Source organism: Acidovorax sp. BLS4 (assembly GCF_032929295.1).
Taxonomy (GTDB): Bacteria; Pseudomonadota; Gammaproteobacteria; order Burkholderiales; family Burkholderiaceae_C; genus Paracidovorax.
Window position 1 is genome coordinate 323,995 of record NZ_CP136797.1, and the last position, 17,761, is coordinate 341,755.

The 17,761-nt window shown below is 71.6% G+C and carries 9 protein-coding genes; all 9 read right to left on the minus strand.

Annotated features, from left to right (window positions below; all coding sequences use genetic code 11):
- Positions 1-33 precede the first annotated feature (33 nt).
- Entirely contained in the window at positions 34-1,314 is a 1,281-nt protein-coding gene (locus R1Z03_RS01555; RefSeq protein WP_317356281.1) for a type II toxin-antitoxin system HipA family toxin, read from the minus strand.
- Positions 1,311-1,871 (minus strand): helix-turn-helix transcriptional regulator, encoded by a 561-nt coding sequence (locus tag R1Z03_RS24915; protein WP_372588225.1) that lies wholly within the window; start codon positions 1,869-1,871, stop codon positions 1,311-1,313. Before R1Z03_RS24915 ends, R1Z03_RS01555 begins: the two co-directional genes overlap by 4 nt.
- 349 nt (positions 1,872-2,220) lie before the next feature.
- A complete protein-coding gene (locus R1Z03_RS01565; RefSeq protein WP_317360187.1) occupies positions 2,221-4,251 on the minus strand; it encodes a TonB-dependent siderophore receptor in 2,031 nt (676 codons plus the stop codon).
- A 405-nt stretch (positions 4,252-4,656) separates the two neighbouring features.
- The gene (locus R1Z03_RS01570; protein WP_317356282.1) at positions 4,657-6,804 is read right to left on the minus strand and encodes an SWIM zinc finger family protein; all 2,148 of its coding nucleotides are present in this window, start codon (positions 6,802-6,804) and stop codon (positions 4,657-4,659) included.
- Complete coding sequence (locus tag R1Z03_RS01575; protein WP_272549053.1) at positions 6,801-7,928, minus strand: VWA domain-containing protein; 1,128 nt, start codon at positions 7,926-7,928, stop codon at positions 6,801-6,803. The genes R1Z03_RS01570 and R1Z03_RS01575 overlap by 4 nt, the downstream gene beginning before the upstream one ends.
- Complete coding sequence (locus R1Z03_RS01580; protein WP_317356283.1) at positions 7,925-10,405, minus strand: DUF5682 family protein; 2,481 nt, start codon at positions 10,403-10,405, stop codon at positions 7,925-7,927. Before R1Z03_RS01580 ends, R1Z03_RS01575 begins: the two co-directional genes overlap by 4 nt.
- A complete protein-coding gene (locus tag R1Z03_RS01585; protein WP_284393350.1) occupies positions 10,402-11,547 on the minus strand; it encodes an AAA family ATPase in 1,146 nt (381 codons plus the stop codon). Before R1Z03_RS01585 ends, R1Z03_RS01580 begins: the two co-directional genes overlap by 4 nt.
- 52 nt (positions 11,548-11,599) lie before the next feature.
- Positions 11,600-15,784, minus strand: a complete 4,185-nt coding sequence (locus R1Z03_RS01590) for a DUF4132 domain-containing protein (RefSeq protein ID WP_317356284.1) — start codon at positions 15,782-15,784, stop codon at positions 11,600-11,602.
- An 80-nt stretch (positions 15,785-15,864) separates the two neighbouring features.
- The gene (gene kefC / locus R1Z03_RS01595) at positions 15,865-17,760 is read right to left on the minus strand and encodes a glutathione-regulated potassium-efflux system protein KefC (RefSeq protein WP_317356287.1); all 1,896 of its coding nucleotides are present in this window, start codon (positions 17,758-17,760) and stop codon (positions 15,865-15,867) included.
- Position 17,761: the final 1 nt, after the last annotated feature.

Here is a 17,761-nt window from a genome sequence, read left to right on the forward strand (position 1 = left end):
CCGGCCGCTTGAGTCGCAGGCGCCGGCGCCGACTCAGCAGAACGCCTGGCGCTGCGCCTTGAGCGCATCGCGGTCGATGCTGGCGTGCAGCAGTGCCATGTCGTTCGCGTCCACGCCGTGGCCGGCAAAGTGCTGCGGCCACTGGTCCACCGTGCGTGCCACGGCCTGGATGAGCTCGATGGCCCGGGCGCGCGGAATGCCGAACTCGCTCAGGTCCGTCAGCGCGTTCTCCAACGTGGATTCGGCGCCGTGCCGGCCGACCACCATGGCCTGGTAGCCCATGTTCTGCAGCGTGGGCACCACGTCGAACGCGGGCGACAGCTCGTAGTACCCGTCCCAGCCCAGCCGCAGGCAGTGGTTGCGTTCGTGGTCGTCCGTGTTGTCCATGAGGATGTTGAACACCATGCGCTGGAACAGCTCTTCGCGCTGGGCTTTCTGCCGGTCCGGATGGGCGTGGCGCCGCAGCACGGTGGCCAGCGCCCCGTAGCTTTCCGCAAGGCCCGCCGCCGCCAGCGCCGTCCGGGCCGAGAGGCAATGCACCCGCAGGGTCTGCCCGCCGATGTCGAGCCGGTCGAAGCGCTCGATGGTCAGCGCATGGCGCCGCTTGCCGTGCGCGTGCCGCGAGGGCAGGGGCAGCACGCCGGTGGTGGCCACGTGGATGCCGGCCTGCGCCGCCAGCGTCATGGTGGCGTGTTCGATCAGCGGCGTGTCCACGGCGTCGTCCCATTCGCTGAACTTGACCACGCAGGGGCCTTTGTCGGTCTGCAGCAGCGCCTTGGGCCGTGCGCCGCCCAGCGTGACGCCGGGCTGCACCAGGCGCTGGATGTCCGGCGTGATGGGTGCTTGCGTCTGCACGTCTTCCACGGCCTGCGCCAGCGAGGCCAGATCGCGCAGCTGCGGATAGGGCCCGATGCGCCGGGGCACGTAGCGCTCGGCGGAGGTGGAGATGCCCAAGGCACCGAAACGGTCGTCCCCGGCGAACAGCAGCATCTCCAAAATCGACAGGCGCGCGGGCCGGTCGATGTGGCGGATGATGCGTTCGCCCCACCGGTCGGGCCGCGCGTCGTCGATGGCGCCGGGGGCGGTGTCCTTGTGCCCTGCGCTGAAGGTCTGGCCCGCGATGAGCGGCAGGTCTTCGCTCAGCGCGAATTCCCACCAGTCCGCGGCGTAGGTGAAGGTGGCGCAGTTGGGCACCAGCGGCGACAGGGCCACGGAGCCTGTCAGCACGGGGGCGGCCGGGTTGACCAGGGTCCAGACGCAGAGCGTGTCCTGCGGCGCGTAGGTACGGGGCGTGACCCCTCTTGGCAGCGTCATGGCCGCTCTTTCTTGATGCCGGCGATCAGGGCGGCCAGGCCTGAAGCGGCATTGGGCAGAAATCGCTCAGCTCGCCGTTTTTCTTCAGCGAAATCCCGCAGGGCTTTTTCGATCTCCACTTTCCTGTCCGGCACAGGAACGCCGCGCAAGGCTTCTCTGGACGATGCGGATGGCCGGTTCGCCACCCTGGGGGGCGAATGGGGAGCCCCGCTGTCGGGCGCAGCGCCTGCCTTCAAGGTGGAGGGGGGGCGCTTTGCACGGCCTTGGGCCGCCGCTTTCCTGCCCCTGTCTTCTTGCTTGGCCGGAGACCGGGGTTTGGGGCGTGCCCTTGCCACTTCGCGCTCCAGCGAGGCGAGATCGTTCTGCGGGGCAACCAGATCGGCCAGCCCCTGCGCCTGGTTGATGAGCCACAGGCACATGACATACGACGCCATCGCCACAGAGGGATCGCCCCGCTCGATGCGGGCCATGGTCGGCTGCGACACACCCAGCCGCTGGGCCCACTGCGCCTGCGTTTCCCTGCGGCGCTTGCGGGCGATGACGATGTTCTGCGCCAATTGCTCGATCTGCTGCAGTACGGCCTGGGGATAGTCTGCGGGAGGGGTGTTCTGTCTCGGCATTCATAGATGTTAGTGAAAATGCCTAAAAATAGAAACCTATGAATCAATGGCTTGGCCGGGGATGAGGGAAAAATAGTCAAAAAATTTGCATAGATAGACGATTAATTCGAAAAAATAAATATCTATGAATAAATGGAGACAAGCAACGATTGGCCCATAGCGATGCCGGCCCACGAATGGAGCGCGAGCCGGCGGTTCGAGGGGCAGGGGCTGGGCACGGCGCGGGCGGCGGCCAGTTCCCATGCGGGCGGCGGGCAACAACGCCCTTCCGTCGGTCTCCAGGTCTTCAGAAGAAGTACGTCAGTCCCACACTGAAGCTGCGCGGCAGGGCGGGCGACACCACGTTGGCGTTGATCGCGCCGTCGTAGTAGGCCTTGTCGAACACGTTCTTCACGCCCGCGGTGATGCGGTAGTTGGAGCCGGCATAGCCGATCGACAGGTCCGCCACGGTGTAGGCGGGCAGGGTGAAGGGGTACGAGCCGACCTGCTCGCTCACGTAGCGGGCGCCGGCGCCCAGGGTGATCTGCGGCATCTGCGGCAGCTTGTAGGTGGCCCACAGGGCCAGCGTGTGGCGCGGCGTGAGGTTCAGCGGCAGGCCCACGATGGCGGCGTTGTTGTCGTGCGTGACCTTCGTGTCGGTATAGGTGTAGGCGCCCGTCAGCTTCAGGCTGCGCAGCAGTTCGGCGCCCACTTCCAGCTCCAGCCCGCGCGCGCGCTGCTCGCCGGTCTGCACGCTGAAGCCGGTGTTGGCCGGGTCGGCGGTGGTGACGTTGCGGCGCTTGAGGTCGAAGAGCGCCAGCGCCCCGGTGAGCCCGCCGCCGGGTGCCTCGTACTTCAGGCCCGCTTCCCATTGCTTGCCGGTCTCCGGCGCGAAGGGCGAGCCGCCGAAGCTGGTTCCCGACACGGGCAGGAACGATTCGCCGTAGCTGGCGTAGGCGGCCCATCCGGGCGTGAACTCGTACACCAGTCCGGCCGACAGGGTGGTGGCGGAGTCTTTCTGGCGCGTCTGCCGGTTGGCCAGGCGGTCGTCGATCTGGTTGTCCGACCAGTCGCGGCGCAGCCCGACCAGGGCCGTCCATTGCGGGTTGAACTTGATCTGGTCCTGCGCGTACAGGCCCATCACGCTGAGCTTTTCAGGTGCGTTGCTGGTGTAGGCGGCCGGGCAGGTGGTGGCCGCGCCGTACACCGGATTGAACAGGTCGAGCGCGCCGATGGTGCAGCGCCGCTGGCCTTGCCAGCTGTGGCTGGTGCGTGCGTCCAGCCCGGTCACCAGGCGGTGCTGCACGCCCAGGGCGGCAAACTGCGACAGCAGCGAGGTGTCGGTGGCCAGCATGTCGTCATCCAGGTACTGGCGCGTGGCCTGCCGGTTCTGCAGGCGCTGATTGGACTGCAGCGCCAGGTTGGAGACGAAGTTGCCATTGCCCTTCTCCGATTCGTAGCGCACGTTCTGGCGCAGCGTCATCTGCGGCGAGAAGCGGTGCTCCAGCGCGTAGCCGACCGAGGTGCTTTCGATGTCGTAGCCGCCGAAGCTCGGATCGCCCGTGTACAGCGTGGTCCGCACGGGGCCGTTGCGGTTGGGCAGCACCGTGCCGTAGGGCGTGATGCCCTGCTGGCGCATCCAGTTGCTCTGGCTGTAGGTGGCGAACAGCACCAGATCGGTCTGCGCGCCCAGGTCCAGCGACAGCGAAGGCGCGATCCAGCGGTCGCGCCGGTAGACGAAGTCGGTCGGATCGTCGCTGTTCGAGACCTGGGCGTTGATGCGGAACGCCGCCTTGCCCGACTCGTTCAGCGGGCGGTTGATGTCGGCCTGCAAGGTGCGCTGGCCGAAGCTGCCCACCTCCACGCCCACTTCGCTCAAAGCATCGCGCTTGGGCCGCTTGCTGATGGCGTTGACGATGCCGCCGGGCTGCACCTGCCCGTACAGCACCGAGGCCGCGCCCTTGAGCACCTCGAAGCGCTCGTAGCCGTAGGGCGTGAGGCGCGTCCACATGCCGGGGCTTTGCACCAGGCCGTCGATGAGGATGGATTCGGTGGAGCGAAAGCCCCGGATGTTGATGTCGTCGAAGCCGCGCCGTCCGAAGTTGACCGGGCTCACGCCGGCCACGGTCTGCAGCGCCTGCTGCAGGTTCGCGATCTGGCGCGACTCCATCTGCTCGCGCGTGACCACGCTCACCGACTGCGGGGTTTCCAGCCGGCGCATGGGTGCCTTGCCGGCCGTCTGGGCTTCCACCGGGGCGAAGCCCACGTCCTTTTCCGTGCTGGCATTGATGCGCACTTCCTGCAGTTGCGGCGTCGCGTCCGCGCTGGCCTGGGCCATGGCGGCCTGCGACAGGCACAGCGCCAGCGGCGTGAGTGCGCAGCGGCACAGGGTGCGTGCGGGGGAGCGGGCCAGCGAAGGGCTCAGGAAAGGGCGCAGGAAAGGAGTGGCGTGGGCAGGCGAGTGCGCCGCGTCGGAACGGGTGTGGACCATGGAAATGCGGGAGAGGAGGGGCGAGGAAGAGGCCGCCGGCCAGCCGGAAGGCCGCCGGACCAGGCGATGGAAAAGAAGCGGATCCATTTGATTAAGAATAATTATCATTCAAATTGATGTGAAACGGGCGAGTCGGACAGATGCGCCGGCCATCGGCGGGCTTTCTGCAGGTTTTCAGCCGGCATGCGGCGTGCGTGCGCGTGACGCGCCTGCACCCGCTGGCAGGGGTGCCCGCGCGGTCTTGCGGCCGCCTCAGCCGCCCTGGGCCTGCAACAGCAGTGCCAGTGTGGAGAGCGTTGCCAGCAGCGGTCCGCGGTCGGCCGACCGCAGGTGCCCGCCCAGGCTTTCGAGCAGCGCGGCGCCGCGGTCCAGGCCGCCTTGCCGCAGCTGCCGGGCCTGAGACTGCGCGCGCGCATCCAGCCCGCCTGGCTGGTGGCGCAGGCCCTGGCGCAGCCACTGGGCCAGCGATTGCAGGGTTTCGTCGAGCAGGGCCTGCACGGGTGTGGGCGCATCGGCGCAGGTGCGCAGCGCCAGCGGCTGGGTGGCTGGCGGCTCGATCTGCGGCACCACGGCGCGCTGCTGGGTGAGCAGGGCCAGCGGCTGCATGACCGCCTCGCCGCCGCGCAGCGCCACCGGCCCGGCCACCGCGCGCAGCGGCCCCCATTCGCCCGCCAGCGCGCGGGCCAGCGCGTCCACGGCGCCCGGCGCGGCCGCACGGTGCGGCAGCGCAAGGTGCAGTGCAGGCCCGGCGTCCTCGTGCTGCGCGTCCACGATGCGCGCATGCAGCACCTGCTCGGCCGCATCCCACTCGCAGTCCTGCACCTGCATGCCGCCTTCGAGCGCCACCACATGCAGCGCGCCCGATGCCCCGCTGGCCGCGCCGGTGGCGGCCTGGCGCGGCTGCACGAAATCGGGAAGCGCGGCGCGCAGGCGCTCGCGCAGCGCTTGCACGCTGGCTTGGCGCAAGGGCGGGGCCAGCTCGTCCCAGGCCGCGGGCGAGAGCGGCATCACGCCGGTCTGGCGTGCCCCGGCGGTGATGTCGATGAGGCCGTTGGCGCGGCGCGTGGCGGTCTTGGTGATGACCTGCCCCGTCGCGATCTGCCGCAGCGGAAACCCCGCCACGCGCCGTCCGGCGAGGGCCTGCGCGGGGCCGCCGGCGCCTTCGCTGCGCGGCCATTGGCGTTCCAGCACCGTCACGGTCTGCGTGTCCGGATCGGCGAAAAGCACGTTGGCGCCTTCGGCCGCCGCGTCGGACCAGAGCGCGGCGCCCAGCGAGACGAGCTTGATGTGGTCCAGCGCGACCTCGCCCTTCACGCCCGCGCCGAGGATCTGGCTGGCATGCAGCGCGGGGCGTGCGGCCCCCGTCCTGTCCGCGCCCGCGGCCTCGGCGTGGGCCGCGGCGCGCGGGCGCGCCCACAGCTCGGCCGCCACGGCCAGCAGGCGCAGCGGGTCGTGCCGGCTGCTGCGGGCCTGCAGGGATTGCAGCAGCAGCCACAGCTCCGCGATCCCGTCGTCAACCCAGCGCCAGCCCAGGGCCTGCGCCTGCGCGCGCAGCGCTTCGAAGCGCGCTGCCAGGGCCATCGTGGGCTGGGCCGATCCGTCGAGCCACAGCGACAGCAGCACCGCATCGAGCGCCTCGCGCAGGCGCAGCGCCTCGGGGGACTGCAGGTGCGCGGGTGCCGCCGCGGCGCCGCTGCCGCCATCGGTGCCGGCACCGGCCTGCCCGGGGCCCGCGCGCGGCGGCACTTCCACCATGGTTTCGTCGCCGCCCGCGGGCAGATCGCCCGCGGCGCGGAACGCCCACAGCGCCACCACGACATGCGCGCAGCCGCTGCCCTGCTGGCAGTCGCAGCGCGCATGCACGAGCGAGCTGCGCGAGAAGAACCGCACGGTGCACATCGGCAACCGGGCCGTGGGCGGCGAGGCGGGGCCCCGCCATGGCTGCACCGCCACCACGGGGCGCGAGGCCGCCAGCCGCGCGGCCTGCTCCAGCACCGAGGGCGCCACGCTGGCCGACACCGCCGCGTCGTCGAAATGCGCGGGGCTCCAGGCGCCCCCCGGTTCCGTGGGCGGCGCTGCGGCCGTGGACGCATCGACCGCAGGGGCGTTCGCCGTGCCGTGCCGTTGTTGATAGGCCAGCACCAGCATCACGCGGTGGCGGCACATGCCGCTCGCGGCGCAGGTGCATGCGGCATCGCGCAGCGTGCGGCCCGGCGGCAGCCGCGTGCGCGCGCCGTCGTCGAATTCCGCGCGCACGGTGCCGTCGGGTTCGGTCTCCAGCCGTGGCAGCACCTGGGCCGCCACGTCCTTTTGCGCGCGCTTGACGAAGCCCGCGTTGGCCAGCGCCGTCAGCGCCTCCGGGGTGAGTTCGAGTAGGTCGGCCCGCAGCGGCGCGTTCATGCCTGCACCTTCTCGGCCAGCCAGCCCGCGAGCTGGCCCGGGGTCATGGCGCCGACCTGCGCGCCTTCCTTCACGAGGCGCGCGGCCATCTCGCGGTCGTAGGCGGGCTCGGCCTGCGCGTCGAGCGCGGCCAGGCCCAGCACCTTCGCGCCCGCGCCGGTCAGCGCCTTCACGCGGCGAACGAGTTCTCCGGGGTCGCCGCCCTCGTAGAAATCGCTCACCAGCACGACGATGGTGCGGGCCGGGTTGGCGACGAGCGATTGCGCATAGGCCACGGCCCGGGCGATGTCGGTGCCGCCGCCCAGCTGCACTTTCATGAGCAGCTCCACCGGGTCGGACACATCGGCCGTGAGGTCCACCACCTGCGTGTCGAAGGCCACCAGCCGCGTGCGCATGCCCGGCAGCTGCCAAAGGCAGGCGGCCATCACCGCGCTGTGGATGACGGAGTCCACCATCGACCCGCTCTGGTCGATGAGCAGCACGATGTCCCACGGCTCGGCATGCCGCCGCGTGCGGCTGATGAAAATGGGCCGCTCCACGTAGAGCTTGCCGCGCGCCGCGTCCCAGCGCCGCAGGTTGGCCTGCAGGGTGCGCCGGAAGTCGAAGTTGCGCGCCACTTTCATGCGCGAGAGGCGGCGCCGGTCGCGGCTGCCGCTGAACGCCTGGCGCACTTCGGTGGCGAGTTTTTCCATGATGCGCCGCACCACCTCGGCCACGAGCCGGCGGGCGGCGGCCAGCACCTGCGGGTTCATGAGGTGCTTGGTATGCAGTACCGCGCGCAGCAGCGATTCGGACGGCTCGATGCGTTCCAGCACCTCCAGGTTGGTCACCACTTCGTCGATGCCGTAGCGCTCCACCGCATCGCGTTCCAGCCGCTCGATCACTTCCTTGGGAAAGAGCGTGTGGATGGTGTTGATCCAGTCCGGCGTGCTGAGCGCCGAGGGCCCCAGGCCCGCGCTGCGCTCGCCGCGCTCGGCGCGATCGCTGTCGCGGCCGTAGAGCCATTCGAGCGCCGCATCGGCCGCCTGCGCGGCATCGCCGAGCGCGCCGCACGCGGGTTCCGCCGGCTCGCCGAGCAACAGGCGCCAGCGCTGCAGGGGGTCAGGGATGGTCAGCGGTGTCATGCAGGGGCTCCGGTGCCGGCGTCGATGCCCCACGCGGCCAGCCGCGCCGCGGCCGCGGCTTCGCCGGCGCGGGCACGGGCCAGTGCTTCGGGGGGCAGGGCGCCCGGGGTCGCGGCCGTGAGGGTGCGGCGCGGCAGGTGCTGCGCGCCGTGCAGCGACAGCACCTGCCCGGCGAGTTGGCCCCGCTCGCGCGGTGGCAGCCAGGCGAAGGCGGCCCGCAGCGCCGGCAGGGCCTGCACGAAGTCTTCGTCGTCCAGCGCCCGGATGCGGCGGTCCATGCCGGCGGCGAAGGCCGTTTCGGTGGCGAGCGCCTCGCGCGCCAGCGCCAAAAGGCCGGCGAGGGCGTCGCCCAGCGTGGCGGCGGTCATGGCGGCGAGCAGGTCCATGGCTTCCTCCACGCCGGCTTCGGGGGTGGCGGCATCGCCGCCTTCCGAGCCACCGCCCAGGCGGCCCGACAGCGCCAGCACCGCGCCCAGCGCCGCGCCGCGGCTGACCGGTGCGGCCTGCGGGTCGGCCGCCTTGCGCTGCCATACCGCGAGGGCGCGCGCGGGTTCCAGCGCGAGCGGATGGGGCGTGCCGTCTTCCAGGTCGGCCAGTGTGTCGGCGACGATGCGCTGCAGCGCGCGGTGGCCGCGCAGATGGTCTTCGGTGTCGGCGGTGGCCACCGCGGCGGGGGCTTCGAGCAGCCAGAGCGCGCGGTCGAAGCCGGCCTCCACCGCGATGCGCAGCACGGGTGCGCCGGCCATGCCGAGCATCTGGCCGTGGCGCAGCAGCGTGTGCAGCAGCCCCAGCGCGGGGGCCAGCGCCTCGAAACGCGGCTCCTGCGCGATGGCGTCGCCGATGTCCCGCAGCAGCCCGTCGCTCAGGTCCGCAAGGCCGGCCCAGGCCGCGCTGTTCAGGCCTTCGGCCAGCGGCGCGATGCGCCCGCGTGCCTGGCGCAGCCGGTCTTCCAGGCGCGCCCGCGCGGCGTCTTCCAGCGTGGCGCCCCAGGCGCCCGCCTCGATGAGCGCGGCCTGCTGCTCCAGCGGTTCGCTGAGGCTCCAGGCCTCGCCGCGTTCGCCCGACAGCGCCATCGCCGGGCCGCGCGTGCGCACCACGCCCGGCAGCTGCAGCAGGGCCAGCCGGTGCAGCACGCGGCTGCGGGCGCGGTCGCCTTCCTGCAGCAGGTCGAGCGTGACGGTGCCACGCAGCGGCAGGCCCTGCTCGGCCAGCTCGGCCCGCACGGCCGCGACCAGCGGCGGCTGCGGCGTGCCCGGTGCGAGGCGGCCCGCCGTGTCGCCGGCCAGCACGTCCATCGCCTGCACCAGCACCGGGGCGGTGCCGGCACGCAGCGGGCCACGGTAGGTCCAGGGCAGGGGGGCGTCGAGCGCCTCCTTCACCAAGGCGCCCGCCAGGGCGTCGAGCCAGTCCGAGCGCAACGGCTGGCGGTGCCCCCGCAGCCGCGCCAGCCCCAGCGCGCGCGCATGCACGGCCATCAGGTCGGCGGTGGAGGCGCTCAGCTGGCGCTCGCGCAGGCGCTGCACCACGCCGCGCAGCAACTCGCGGGCCGCGCCCTCGGCCCCGTGCTCCCAGAGCCACTGGTAGTACTGCGGCGACGGCATGCCCGACGCATAGCCCGCGAAGGCATCGAGCCGCCGGAAGGTGTAGGGCACGATGTAAGAGCCAAATCGTGCCGATGCCTTAGTGGTAATTGGGTGGTTTGCTATATTTTTGATAGTGTCTTCGGGGTCTTCCGCAGGCTGCGGCGTTTCCGGCTCGCCGGTGGGCATGCCGCGCCAGAGCCGCGCGAGCGCGGGGGCGTGGTAGCCGCCGCACACCACCAGCACGGCGCCGCGGTCCTGCGCCATGGCCCAGGCGATCCAGCGCGCCATCATCTGTTCGCGCGCCTGGTTGCCGAGCGAGCCCGCCTCCCCCTCGCCGCGCAGGTGGCCGAAGTACGTGGACAGGCGCAGCGCCAGGCCATCGACGTCGTCCCATCCGGCCTGCGCATCCTCCGGCCCCGCGTCTTCGAAGAGGTGGTCCCAGAGCGCGTCGCGGCCCTGCACCGCGAGCTGGTCCGCCAGCGCGCGCTCGTAGGCCTCGGCCCGCGCCTGGTGCTCGGCATCGGCCGCATCGGCGTAGCGGTTCTCGAGATGGGCGAATGCGTCGTGCCAGGCGGGCAGGTCGATGAAGCGCACCTGCGCGCCGGTTTCCCGCCCGGCCTGCAGCGCCTGCCATTCGGGCGAGTGATCGGCGAAGGGCGTCCACGATCCGCGGTGCGTACCGCCGCGCGCCAGGTAGCTGTAGATCGCCACCGGCAGGCGGTGCGGCAGGTAGAGCTCGTCCAGCCGGTCGTTGAAATCCGCGGGCCCCTCGATCAGCACGAACGCGGGCCGCAGCGCCCGGATGCGCGCCGCCACCAGCCGCGCACAGGCGGGGCTGTGGTGGCGCACGCCGAGGATGACGGGGTCGGCGGGCGGCGCCGTGCCGGCCTTCACGGCAGCCGGTGGCGCGCTTCGTAGTAAGCGCGCCAATGCCCGCCCGTGCGCTTGGCCGCCTTTTGCTCGAAATAGCGGCGCAGCTTGGCGCGGTCGTCGGCGTTGTCCTTGACGATGGTGCCGGCGATGCAGTCCACCAGATCGGCGGGCGAGCCCTCGCGCCGCTCCAGGAACCAGGCGCGCACGCCCACCGCGTGGGCCACGTTCACGGCCTCGGCGGTGGACATCACGGCGCTCAGGCGGTCCATGGCCGCATCGGGCGGCGCGCCGCGCTGGCCGTCGGCCGGTGCACCGCGCAGGTCTCGGAAGGTGGACACGAGCAGCTCCAGCACCGGCGCCGGCACGGCGTGCGGGATGCCGCTTTGCGCGAGCAGCCGCGCGCTGGCGTCCTGCACGAGCGACAGCTCCCGGTCGAAGTCGAGGATCGGGAAGACGGTCTCGAAGTCGAAGCGGCGCTTGAGCGCGGCACTCATCTCGTTCACGCCGCGGTCCCGCGTGTTGGCCGTGGCGATGATGTTGAAGCCCTCGCGGGCGTAGAGCATGGCGTGTTCGCCCGCCAGCTCGGGCACCGCCATCACGCGGTCGGAGAGCATGCCCAGCAGGCAGTCCTGCACCTCCAGCGGCGCACGCGTGATCTCCTCGAACCGCACGATGCGTCCCTGCTGCATGCCCTGGTAGAGCGGTGCGGGCACGAGCGCGCGCGGGCTGGGGCCTTCGTTGATGAGCAGGGCGTAGTTCCAGCCGTACTTGATCTGGTCCTCGGTGGTCGAGGCGCCGCCCTGGATGGTCAGCGTGGAGACGCCCGAGACGGCCGCGGCGAGCAGCTCCGACAGCAGCGACTTGGCCGTGCCGGGCTCGCCCACGAGCATCAGCCCGCGGCCGGTGGCCAGCGTGACCAGCATGCGTTCGATGCTTGCCACGGGCGCGACGATCTTGGGGGCGATGCCCAGCGCCGCATCGCCCAGGATGAAGGCCCGTGCGGCGCGCAGGCCCAGCGACCAGCCGGGCGGGCGCGGGTCCGTGTCCTGTGCGCGCAGGCGCTCCAGTTCCGCGGCATGGAGGATTTCGGAAGGCGGCCGCTGCAGCGGGACTCCCGCGGTTGCGGCTTCGCCGGGAGGTGGTGTTTTGCGGGAGATGGCCATGGTGCGGTCGGTCAGGGATGGGAAATGCGAGGGGCAGCCATGCGATGGCCGGTCAGGCGCGAAGCCCCTCCAGGTCGCGGATCAGCTCGCTGGCGGAGATGGCGTCCAGACGGCCGATGGGCTCGGCATTCTGCAACTCGCCCCACGCGGAAGGCTTGCCCACCTGCACCTCGCCCAGTTCCTGCTCGGGGTACTCGTCCACCATGCCCACGATGATGCCGGGGTCCAGGTGCAACTCGATCACATGGGCGGCCCCCAGCGGCTTGGTGAAGTACCAGATGCCGCCGCCGTCCTGCGCCTGCCCGCGGCGCCAGCCCTTGTTGACCAGGCCCAGCACGCGGCCCGTGGGCACCTTGGCCTTGGTCCAGCGCGATAGCTTGATGTCGGCCTTCTCCGCCTCGGTCAGCGTGTAGGTGTCGCGGCCGATCTGCGGGAACGGCTGCAGCAGCTCGTAGTCCGCGAAGATCTGGCCGAAGGCTGCGGCGTCCTCGGGCGACAGTTCCAGCGCATGCGGAACGCCGATGCGCACCTGCGCGCCCTCCGGGATATCGAACGGGTCGTCCTCGGCCGTGGTGGTGCTGCCGTCTTCCGCCACGCGAAAGCAGGCCGCGAGCCGGCCGCCGTAGCTGCCGCCATCTGGCACCTCGTACACCCCCCACACCAGGCGCTGCACGATGTGGCGCACGAGCGGGTGGCCGGCGAGGAAGGTGCGGAATACCTCCGGCGTCCAGCGCCGGCGCGCGCACATGGCCACCTCCAGGCGCAGCAATTGCTGGCTGGCGATGGTGCGCGCATCCTTCTTGAGCAGCTTGAAGCGCTCCACGGCCTGTGCCGAGAGGTCGGGGTCGTCGGTCTTCTTCGGCTTGGGCAGGTCCGGCAGGCGCGCGCCGTCGCTGCCGTCCCCCGAGACCTCGCGCACATAGGGTTTGAGCGTCTCGTCGAAGCCCACTTTGAACGCCCTCGGACCGAAGTCGAGCCGCAGCGTACCCTGCGCGTCCAGACCCAGGTCGGGCGCGAGGCGGTCCTCCAGTTCCTCGGGGCTCAGGCCCCGCGCCTCGGCGATGGCGGCGATCTTCTCGCGGGCCTTGTCCTGCAGGCCCTTGAACTTGATCTTCTGTGCGATGCCGTTGAGCAGCATCAGCGCGACGTCGGTGCCGATCTGCGCGAGCACGTCCAGCCCCGTGACGGCGCGCGCATGGGCCGACTCCCCGGGCCAGGCGCGGATGAAGGGCGTGAGCCGGCGGGCGGAGTCGTCGGTGCCCAGCAGGCCCAGCGCGGTCAGCGCCCAGCCGTCCTTCGATGGGCCACCCGCTTCGAGCCAGGCGCCGAACGCATCCCATGCGAAGTCGGCCAGCGAATCGGGCGTGCAGGCCTCGCGCGCCACGGCGATGCCGGCATAAACCTCCTCGCTCGTGGGGAAGGTCAGCATCTGGCCGAGCGCGTCGAGCGCTTCGTCGGGCAGCGCCTTGCCGCGGCCCGGGCCGTCCTGCAGCACCGGGCGGCGCCAGCCGCGCGGCTGCCAGAATTCGGGCAATTTGGCGCGCTTGGTCGGGAAGCGGTCCAGCGGGCTTTCGTCGAGCACGGTGCGCAGCGCCTGCAGGACCGCATCGTCACCGTAGCGGCCGGCCACCTCCATCAGGAGGGCCCCGTGGCCTTGCGCATGCAGCAGCCGCAGGGCGGCGCCCGCGCAGTCGCGCGCCTCGCCCGCTTTGCCCAGGGCCGGCGCGATGAGCGCGCAGGCCGCGTGCTCGGGGTATTTCAGCAGCCAGGCGCGGCCGGTGTCGCGCGCGGTCTTGAGCTTGGCGAACGCGCGTGCGGCCGTGGGGGCGATCTCCACGGCACCGTAGTGCATCGCCCAGGCCAGGTTCTCGGCCGGCTTCGCGCGCACCATGGCGGTGAGCGCCGGCAGCGCGGGCAGGCCCAGCTTGGCGATCGCATGGCCCACGCTGTAGCCCTCGGCCTCGCCCGCCACGGCATTCCAGAACGGCACGGCAAGCGCTGGAGGCAGCGTGGCCGCGGCCACGCAGTCGAAGGAATACCAGTAGTAGCGCTCGCGCTTGCGCTCGGCCAGCATGGCGCGCCATGCCGCGATGAGTGCATCGGCGTTTCCCGCCCGGATGGCGCGCGCGGCGTCCTCGGCCAGGGGGGCGAGCTGCTTTTTCCTGTTCGTGTCGAAGCCCAGCAGATCCACCATCTCCAGCACGTCCTGCGCCGCTTTCGCAAAGCGGTTGAGATGCCACGAGTTGAGACGCTGCGCCTCTTCGCGTTCGCCCGGCGCCCATTCCTCGACGGGGGCCAGCGGCAGCAGCTCCAGCGCCAGCGCCGCCGCGGTCTTGCGCGCGGTCTTCGCAAGCCAGGGCGGATCGGCGAGCACGGCCGGCAATTCTTCGCGGGCGGCCACCTCGGCCGGGCCGGTGAGGAGGGCCAGCTGCCGGTCCACGGCGGCCTGCGCGGCGGCATCCAGCCAGGGGCGCAGCAGCGGCACGCTCTGACCGTGCGCACGCAGCAGGCGCGAGAGCATGGGCGTGAGCAGGCCCGCGTCCTTTCCGTCCGCGGCCACCAGCCGCGAGAGGGCCGCGATCGCCGCGAGCGGCCAGCGGTCCGCCGCCAGGGACAGGCGCGCCAGCGCGCCCTTGGAGCTGCTGGCGGCCTTGGCCAGCGCATGCACGGCCTCGGGGGTGCCGAGGGTGGCGAGCGCTTCCCCGGCGGCCTCCTCGGCGGCCCCGCGTTCCAGCACCGCCACCGCGCCGGTGCCGCGTTCGCGCACGGCCGTCGCCACCATGCGCCGGTTGCCCCAGAAGCCCTCGGAGTAGCCCAGCCGCGTCTTCGCGGCCAGCGCAATCGCGGCGGGGTCGGTGGCCGTGAGCATCAGCCAGTGCAGGGTGTCGGGCACCTCCTTCTCGGCGGCGAGCCGGTGCGCCAAGGCGTCGGAAACGGCCGGCCGGTCGGGCAGCAGCAGCGCCATCGCCGGCTGCCGGCTCGGGTGCAGGGAGGGCAGGTCGGCCTCGATGCGGTCCGCACAGGCTTCCCACTCGGCCTGTGGCGCGGCCGCGAGATGGCGGCGGAAGGCTTCCTCGCCCTGGCCCAACGGCCCGCGCCATCCGTTGCTCATCGCTCGGGTCACGGTGGTGGACAGGTGCGCGCGGCGCTTCTTGGTGGTCGAGTCGTAATCGTTGGTCGTCTCCAGGCGCTGAGATGCCATGAGGATGTCGACGGCCCCCGGCAGTCCGTACTGCGCCACGAGGTAGTCCACGATGGCGGCGGCCGGTTCGTTCTCGCCGTAGTAGCCCGAACTGGCCAGGGCCAGCGCGAGCAGTAAGGTGTCGGCCTCTGCGTCGGCCTCGGCTGTGTGCCGGCCGAGGCGGTCGATGGTCCGCTGCAGCGGATCGCGCAGGGGCGCATCGGTGGCTGGCAGGTTGAAATGGAAATCGCAGTGGCTGCGCACGCGCTGCCATGCCTGGGGCAGTGCGGCGGCTTTCGCTTCCTGGGGGAAACGGCGCGAGGCATAGGCCTCGCGCTCCATCTGGGACGGCAGGCGCACGGGGTCGCCCTGGGCCAGCCAGGGCGGCACCGCGCCGGGCCCGCCGTCACCGGCCGGAGCATCGGTGGGCGCTGCGGCCGGCGGGGTGGTCTCGGCCCCAGCCGCCGCTTCGGCGAGCAGGGCCTGGGCGAGGGCGGTCGCGCGCTTGCCGACCTGCGCGGTCGTGCCCCAGCCCGTCAGCAGGCCTTCGGATTTCAGGCGCTCGAACGCCATCGAGGCACCCTGGTCGCTCACGCCGTGCTGGCGCTTGAGCACCGCGGCCGAGAACACGTCTTCCACCTTCACCGCACCCTCGGCCAATTGCGTGCAGAAGGCGGTGAAGACGCGATCGCACTGCGCATCCAGGCTTTCCGCCGGGACGGGAGCCGATGCAGAAGCGCTGGCGGTGGCGGAGCGCCCGGCACCATCCGTGGCCGCCTGCCTGGAAGCGGCCTGGGGCGCGGGCGCCTTGGCGGGCGCTGGCGAGGCACCGATGGCAGCGCCCGGGGCCACGCCGACTTCGCTGTAGCCCTTGTTCGTTTTCTCGGTGACCAGCTTGGTCAGCGCCGCCGAGGCCTTCGCGGCGTCGGCGAACGATTTGGTCTGGCTCTGGCCGGCCGTGCCGATGCGGCCCCACCGGATGTTGAGGTCGGAGCCGGAGGGCTCGATCTCCCAGAATTTGCTGGAGTTTCCTTCGATCAGTTCGAAACGGCGCATGGGGTCGGGTGTCCTTTCGCAAACGGGTCTTGGGGGATGGCCGGCGGCCGCGGCCCGGGCCGCGGAGCCGGTCGAAAAAGTCAGGCGCTGCCCGGTGGCAGGCCGGTACGCTGCGCGGGCGGGGCATGGCCTGCGGCGTCCGCAGGGGGGCCCGCATCCGCCGCGGCGGATGCGGCTTCCTGCCGCTCCTTGGCCATCTGTTCCACCAGTTGCTGGCGGCCTTGCCGCGCCACGGCGATGAACTTCTCCTGGTTCTTGTGGTGCGGGTACATGCGGTTGGCCAGGTCGATGTTGTGTTGGCGAAACCGGTCCGCCACGCGCTGGGCCTCTTGCGCCGGCAGGCCCATGAGTTCCAGCACCGTGCGGGCGGTCTTCAGGCTCGACTCGAACAACTCGCGCTCGACGTGCTCCACGCCCAGATCGCGCAGCGCGTTCCAGTGGCTCATGTTGCGGGCGCGGGCCACGATTTTCAGCTGCGGAAAGTGAGCGCGCGCCAGTGCGGCGATCTTGACGGACTGGCCCGTGTCGTCCACCGCGATGACCAGGATGCGGGCCTGCGCGGCCCCTGCGATGCGCAGGAGCTCCAGCCGCGTGGCGTCGCCGTAGAACACGCGGTAGCCGAAGGTGTGGGCCACCTCGAGCATCTCCACGCTGTGGTCCAGCACGGTGGTCGGCACGGCTTGCAGCAGCATGGTGCGCGCGACGATCTGCCCGTAGCGCCCGAAGCCCGCGATGATGACCGGCGCCTCCTGCGGCTCGGAGATCTCGGCCGCGGCCGGCACATCGGTCTTGAGCCGCGCATAGCGGCGCAGCAGCACGCGGTCCAGCAGCACCAGCAGCAGCGGCGACAGCAGCATCGACAGCGCCACGGCGCCGATCAGCAGCGACGCGGTTTCGGCCGGCAGCGCGCCCGCCGTCGATGCCGCCTGGAACACGACGAACGCGAACTCGCCGCCCTGCGCCAGCAGCAGCGTCATCACGGGCCGCTCCTGGTACGGCGTGCCGGTCACGCGCGCCAGCGCGTAGATCACCACGCCCTTGATGACCAGAAAGCCGAGCAGCACCAGGGCCATCAACCCGGGCGAGCGCATCAGCACGCCGAAGTCGATGGACATGCCCACGGCCATGAAAAAGAGCCCGAGCAGCAGGCCCTTGAAGGGCTCGATATCGGCCTCCAGCTCGCGCCGGTATTCGCTGTCGGCCAGCAGCACGCCGGCGAGGAAGGCGCCCAGCGCCATCGACAGGCCCACGATGACCATCAGCCAGGCGATGCCCACCACCAGCAGCAGCGAGGCGGCGGTGAAGATCTCCGGCGTCCTGCTCTTGGCGATCCAGCGCAGCACCGGGCGCAGCAGCAGCCGTCCGCCCAGGACGATGCCGCCCACCACGCCCACGATCTTGGCCGCTTCCAGCAGCAGGTCGGGCGTGGCATGGGGTGCCGCGTCGGCCGCGGCGGCCGCACCCAGCAGCGGCAGCAGCGCCAGAATGGGAATGGCCGCCACGTCCTGGAACAGCAGGATCGAGAACGCCTTCTGCCCGCTGTCGGTGCGCATCAGGTTGCGCTCGCCCAGCGACTGCAGCGCGATGGCCGTGGACGACAGCGCCAGTCCCAGCGCACCCACCAGCCCCACGCGCCACGGCAGGCCGCAGGCCCACGCCGCCAGCCACAGCAGCGCCGCGCACCCCAGCACCTGCGCGCTGCCCAGCCCGAAGATCGGGCGCCGCAGGCTCCACAGCCGGCTGGGCTGCAGCTCCAGGCCGACGAGGAACAGCATCAGCACCACGCCGAACTCGGCGAAATGCAGGATGTCCTGCACGTTGCTCACCAGGCCCAGGCCCCAGGGGCCGATGGCGATGCCGGCCGCCAGGTAGCCGATGATCGCCCCCAGCCCCAGCGCCCGCGCGATGGGCACGGCGAGCACGGCCGCGCCCAGGTAGAGGAAGCCGTAGGTGAGCCAGGTGGGTGCGTGGGCCATG

What these genes read in the sequence shown, in the direction of transcription:
- R1Z03_RS01555 (WP_317356281.1), bottom strand. Translation starts at nt 1,314, where the DNA reads ATGACGCTGCCAAGAGGGGTCACGCCCCGTACCTACGCGCCGCAGGAC.
- R1Z03_RS01565 (WP_317360187.1), bottom strand. Translation starts at nt 4,251, where the DNA reads ATGGCCCAGGCCAGCGCGGACGCGACGCCGCAACTGCAGGAAGTGCGC.
- R1Z03_RS01570 (WP_317356282.1), bottom strand. Translation starts at nt 6,804, where the DNA reads ATGAACGCGCCGCTGCGGGCCGACCTACTCGAACTCACCCCGGAGGCG.
- R1Z03_RS01575 (WP_272549053.1), bottom strand. Translation starts at nt 7,928, where the DNA reads ATGACACCGCTGACCATCCCTGACCCCCTGCAGCGCTGGCGCCTGTTG.
- R1Z03_RS01585 (WP_284393350.1), bottom strand. Translation starts at nt 11,547, where the DNA reads ATGGCCATCTCCCGCAAAACACCACCTCCCGGCGAAGCCGCAACCGCG.
- R1Z03_RS01590 (WP_317356284.1), bottom strand. Translation starts at nt 15,784, where the DNA reads ATGCGCCGTTTCGAACTGATCGAAGGAAACTCCAGCAAATTCTGGGAG.
- kefC (WP_317356287.1), bottom strand. Translation starts at nt 17,760, where the DNA reads ATGGCCCACGCACCCACCTGGCTCACCTACGGCTTCCTCTACCTGGGC.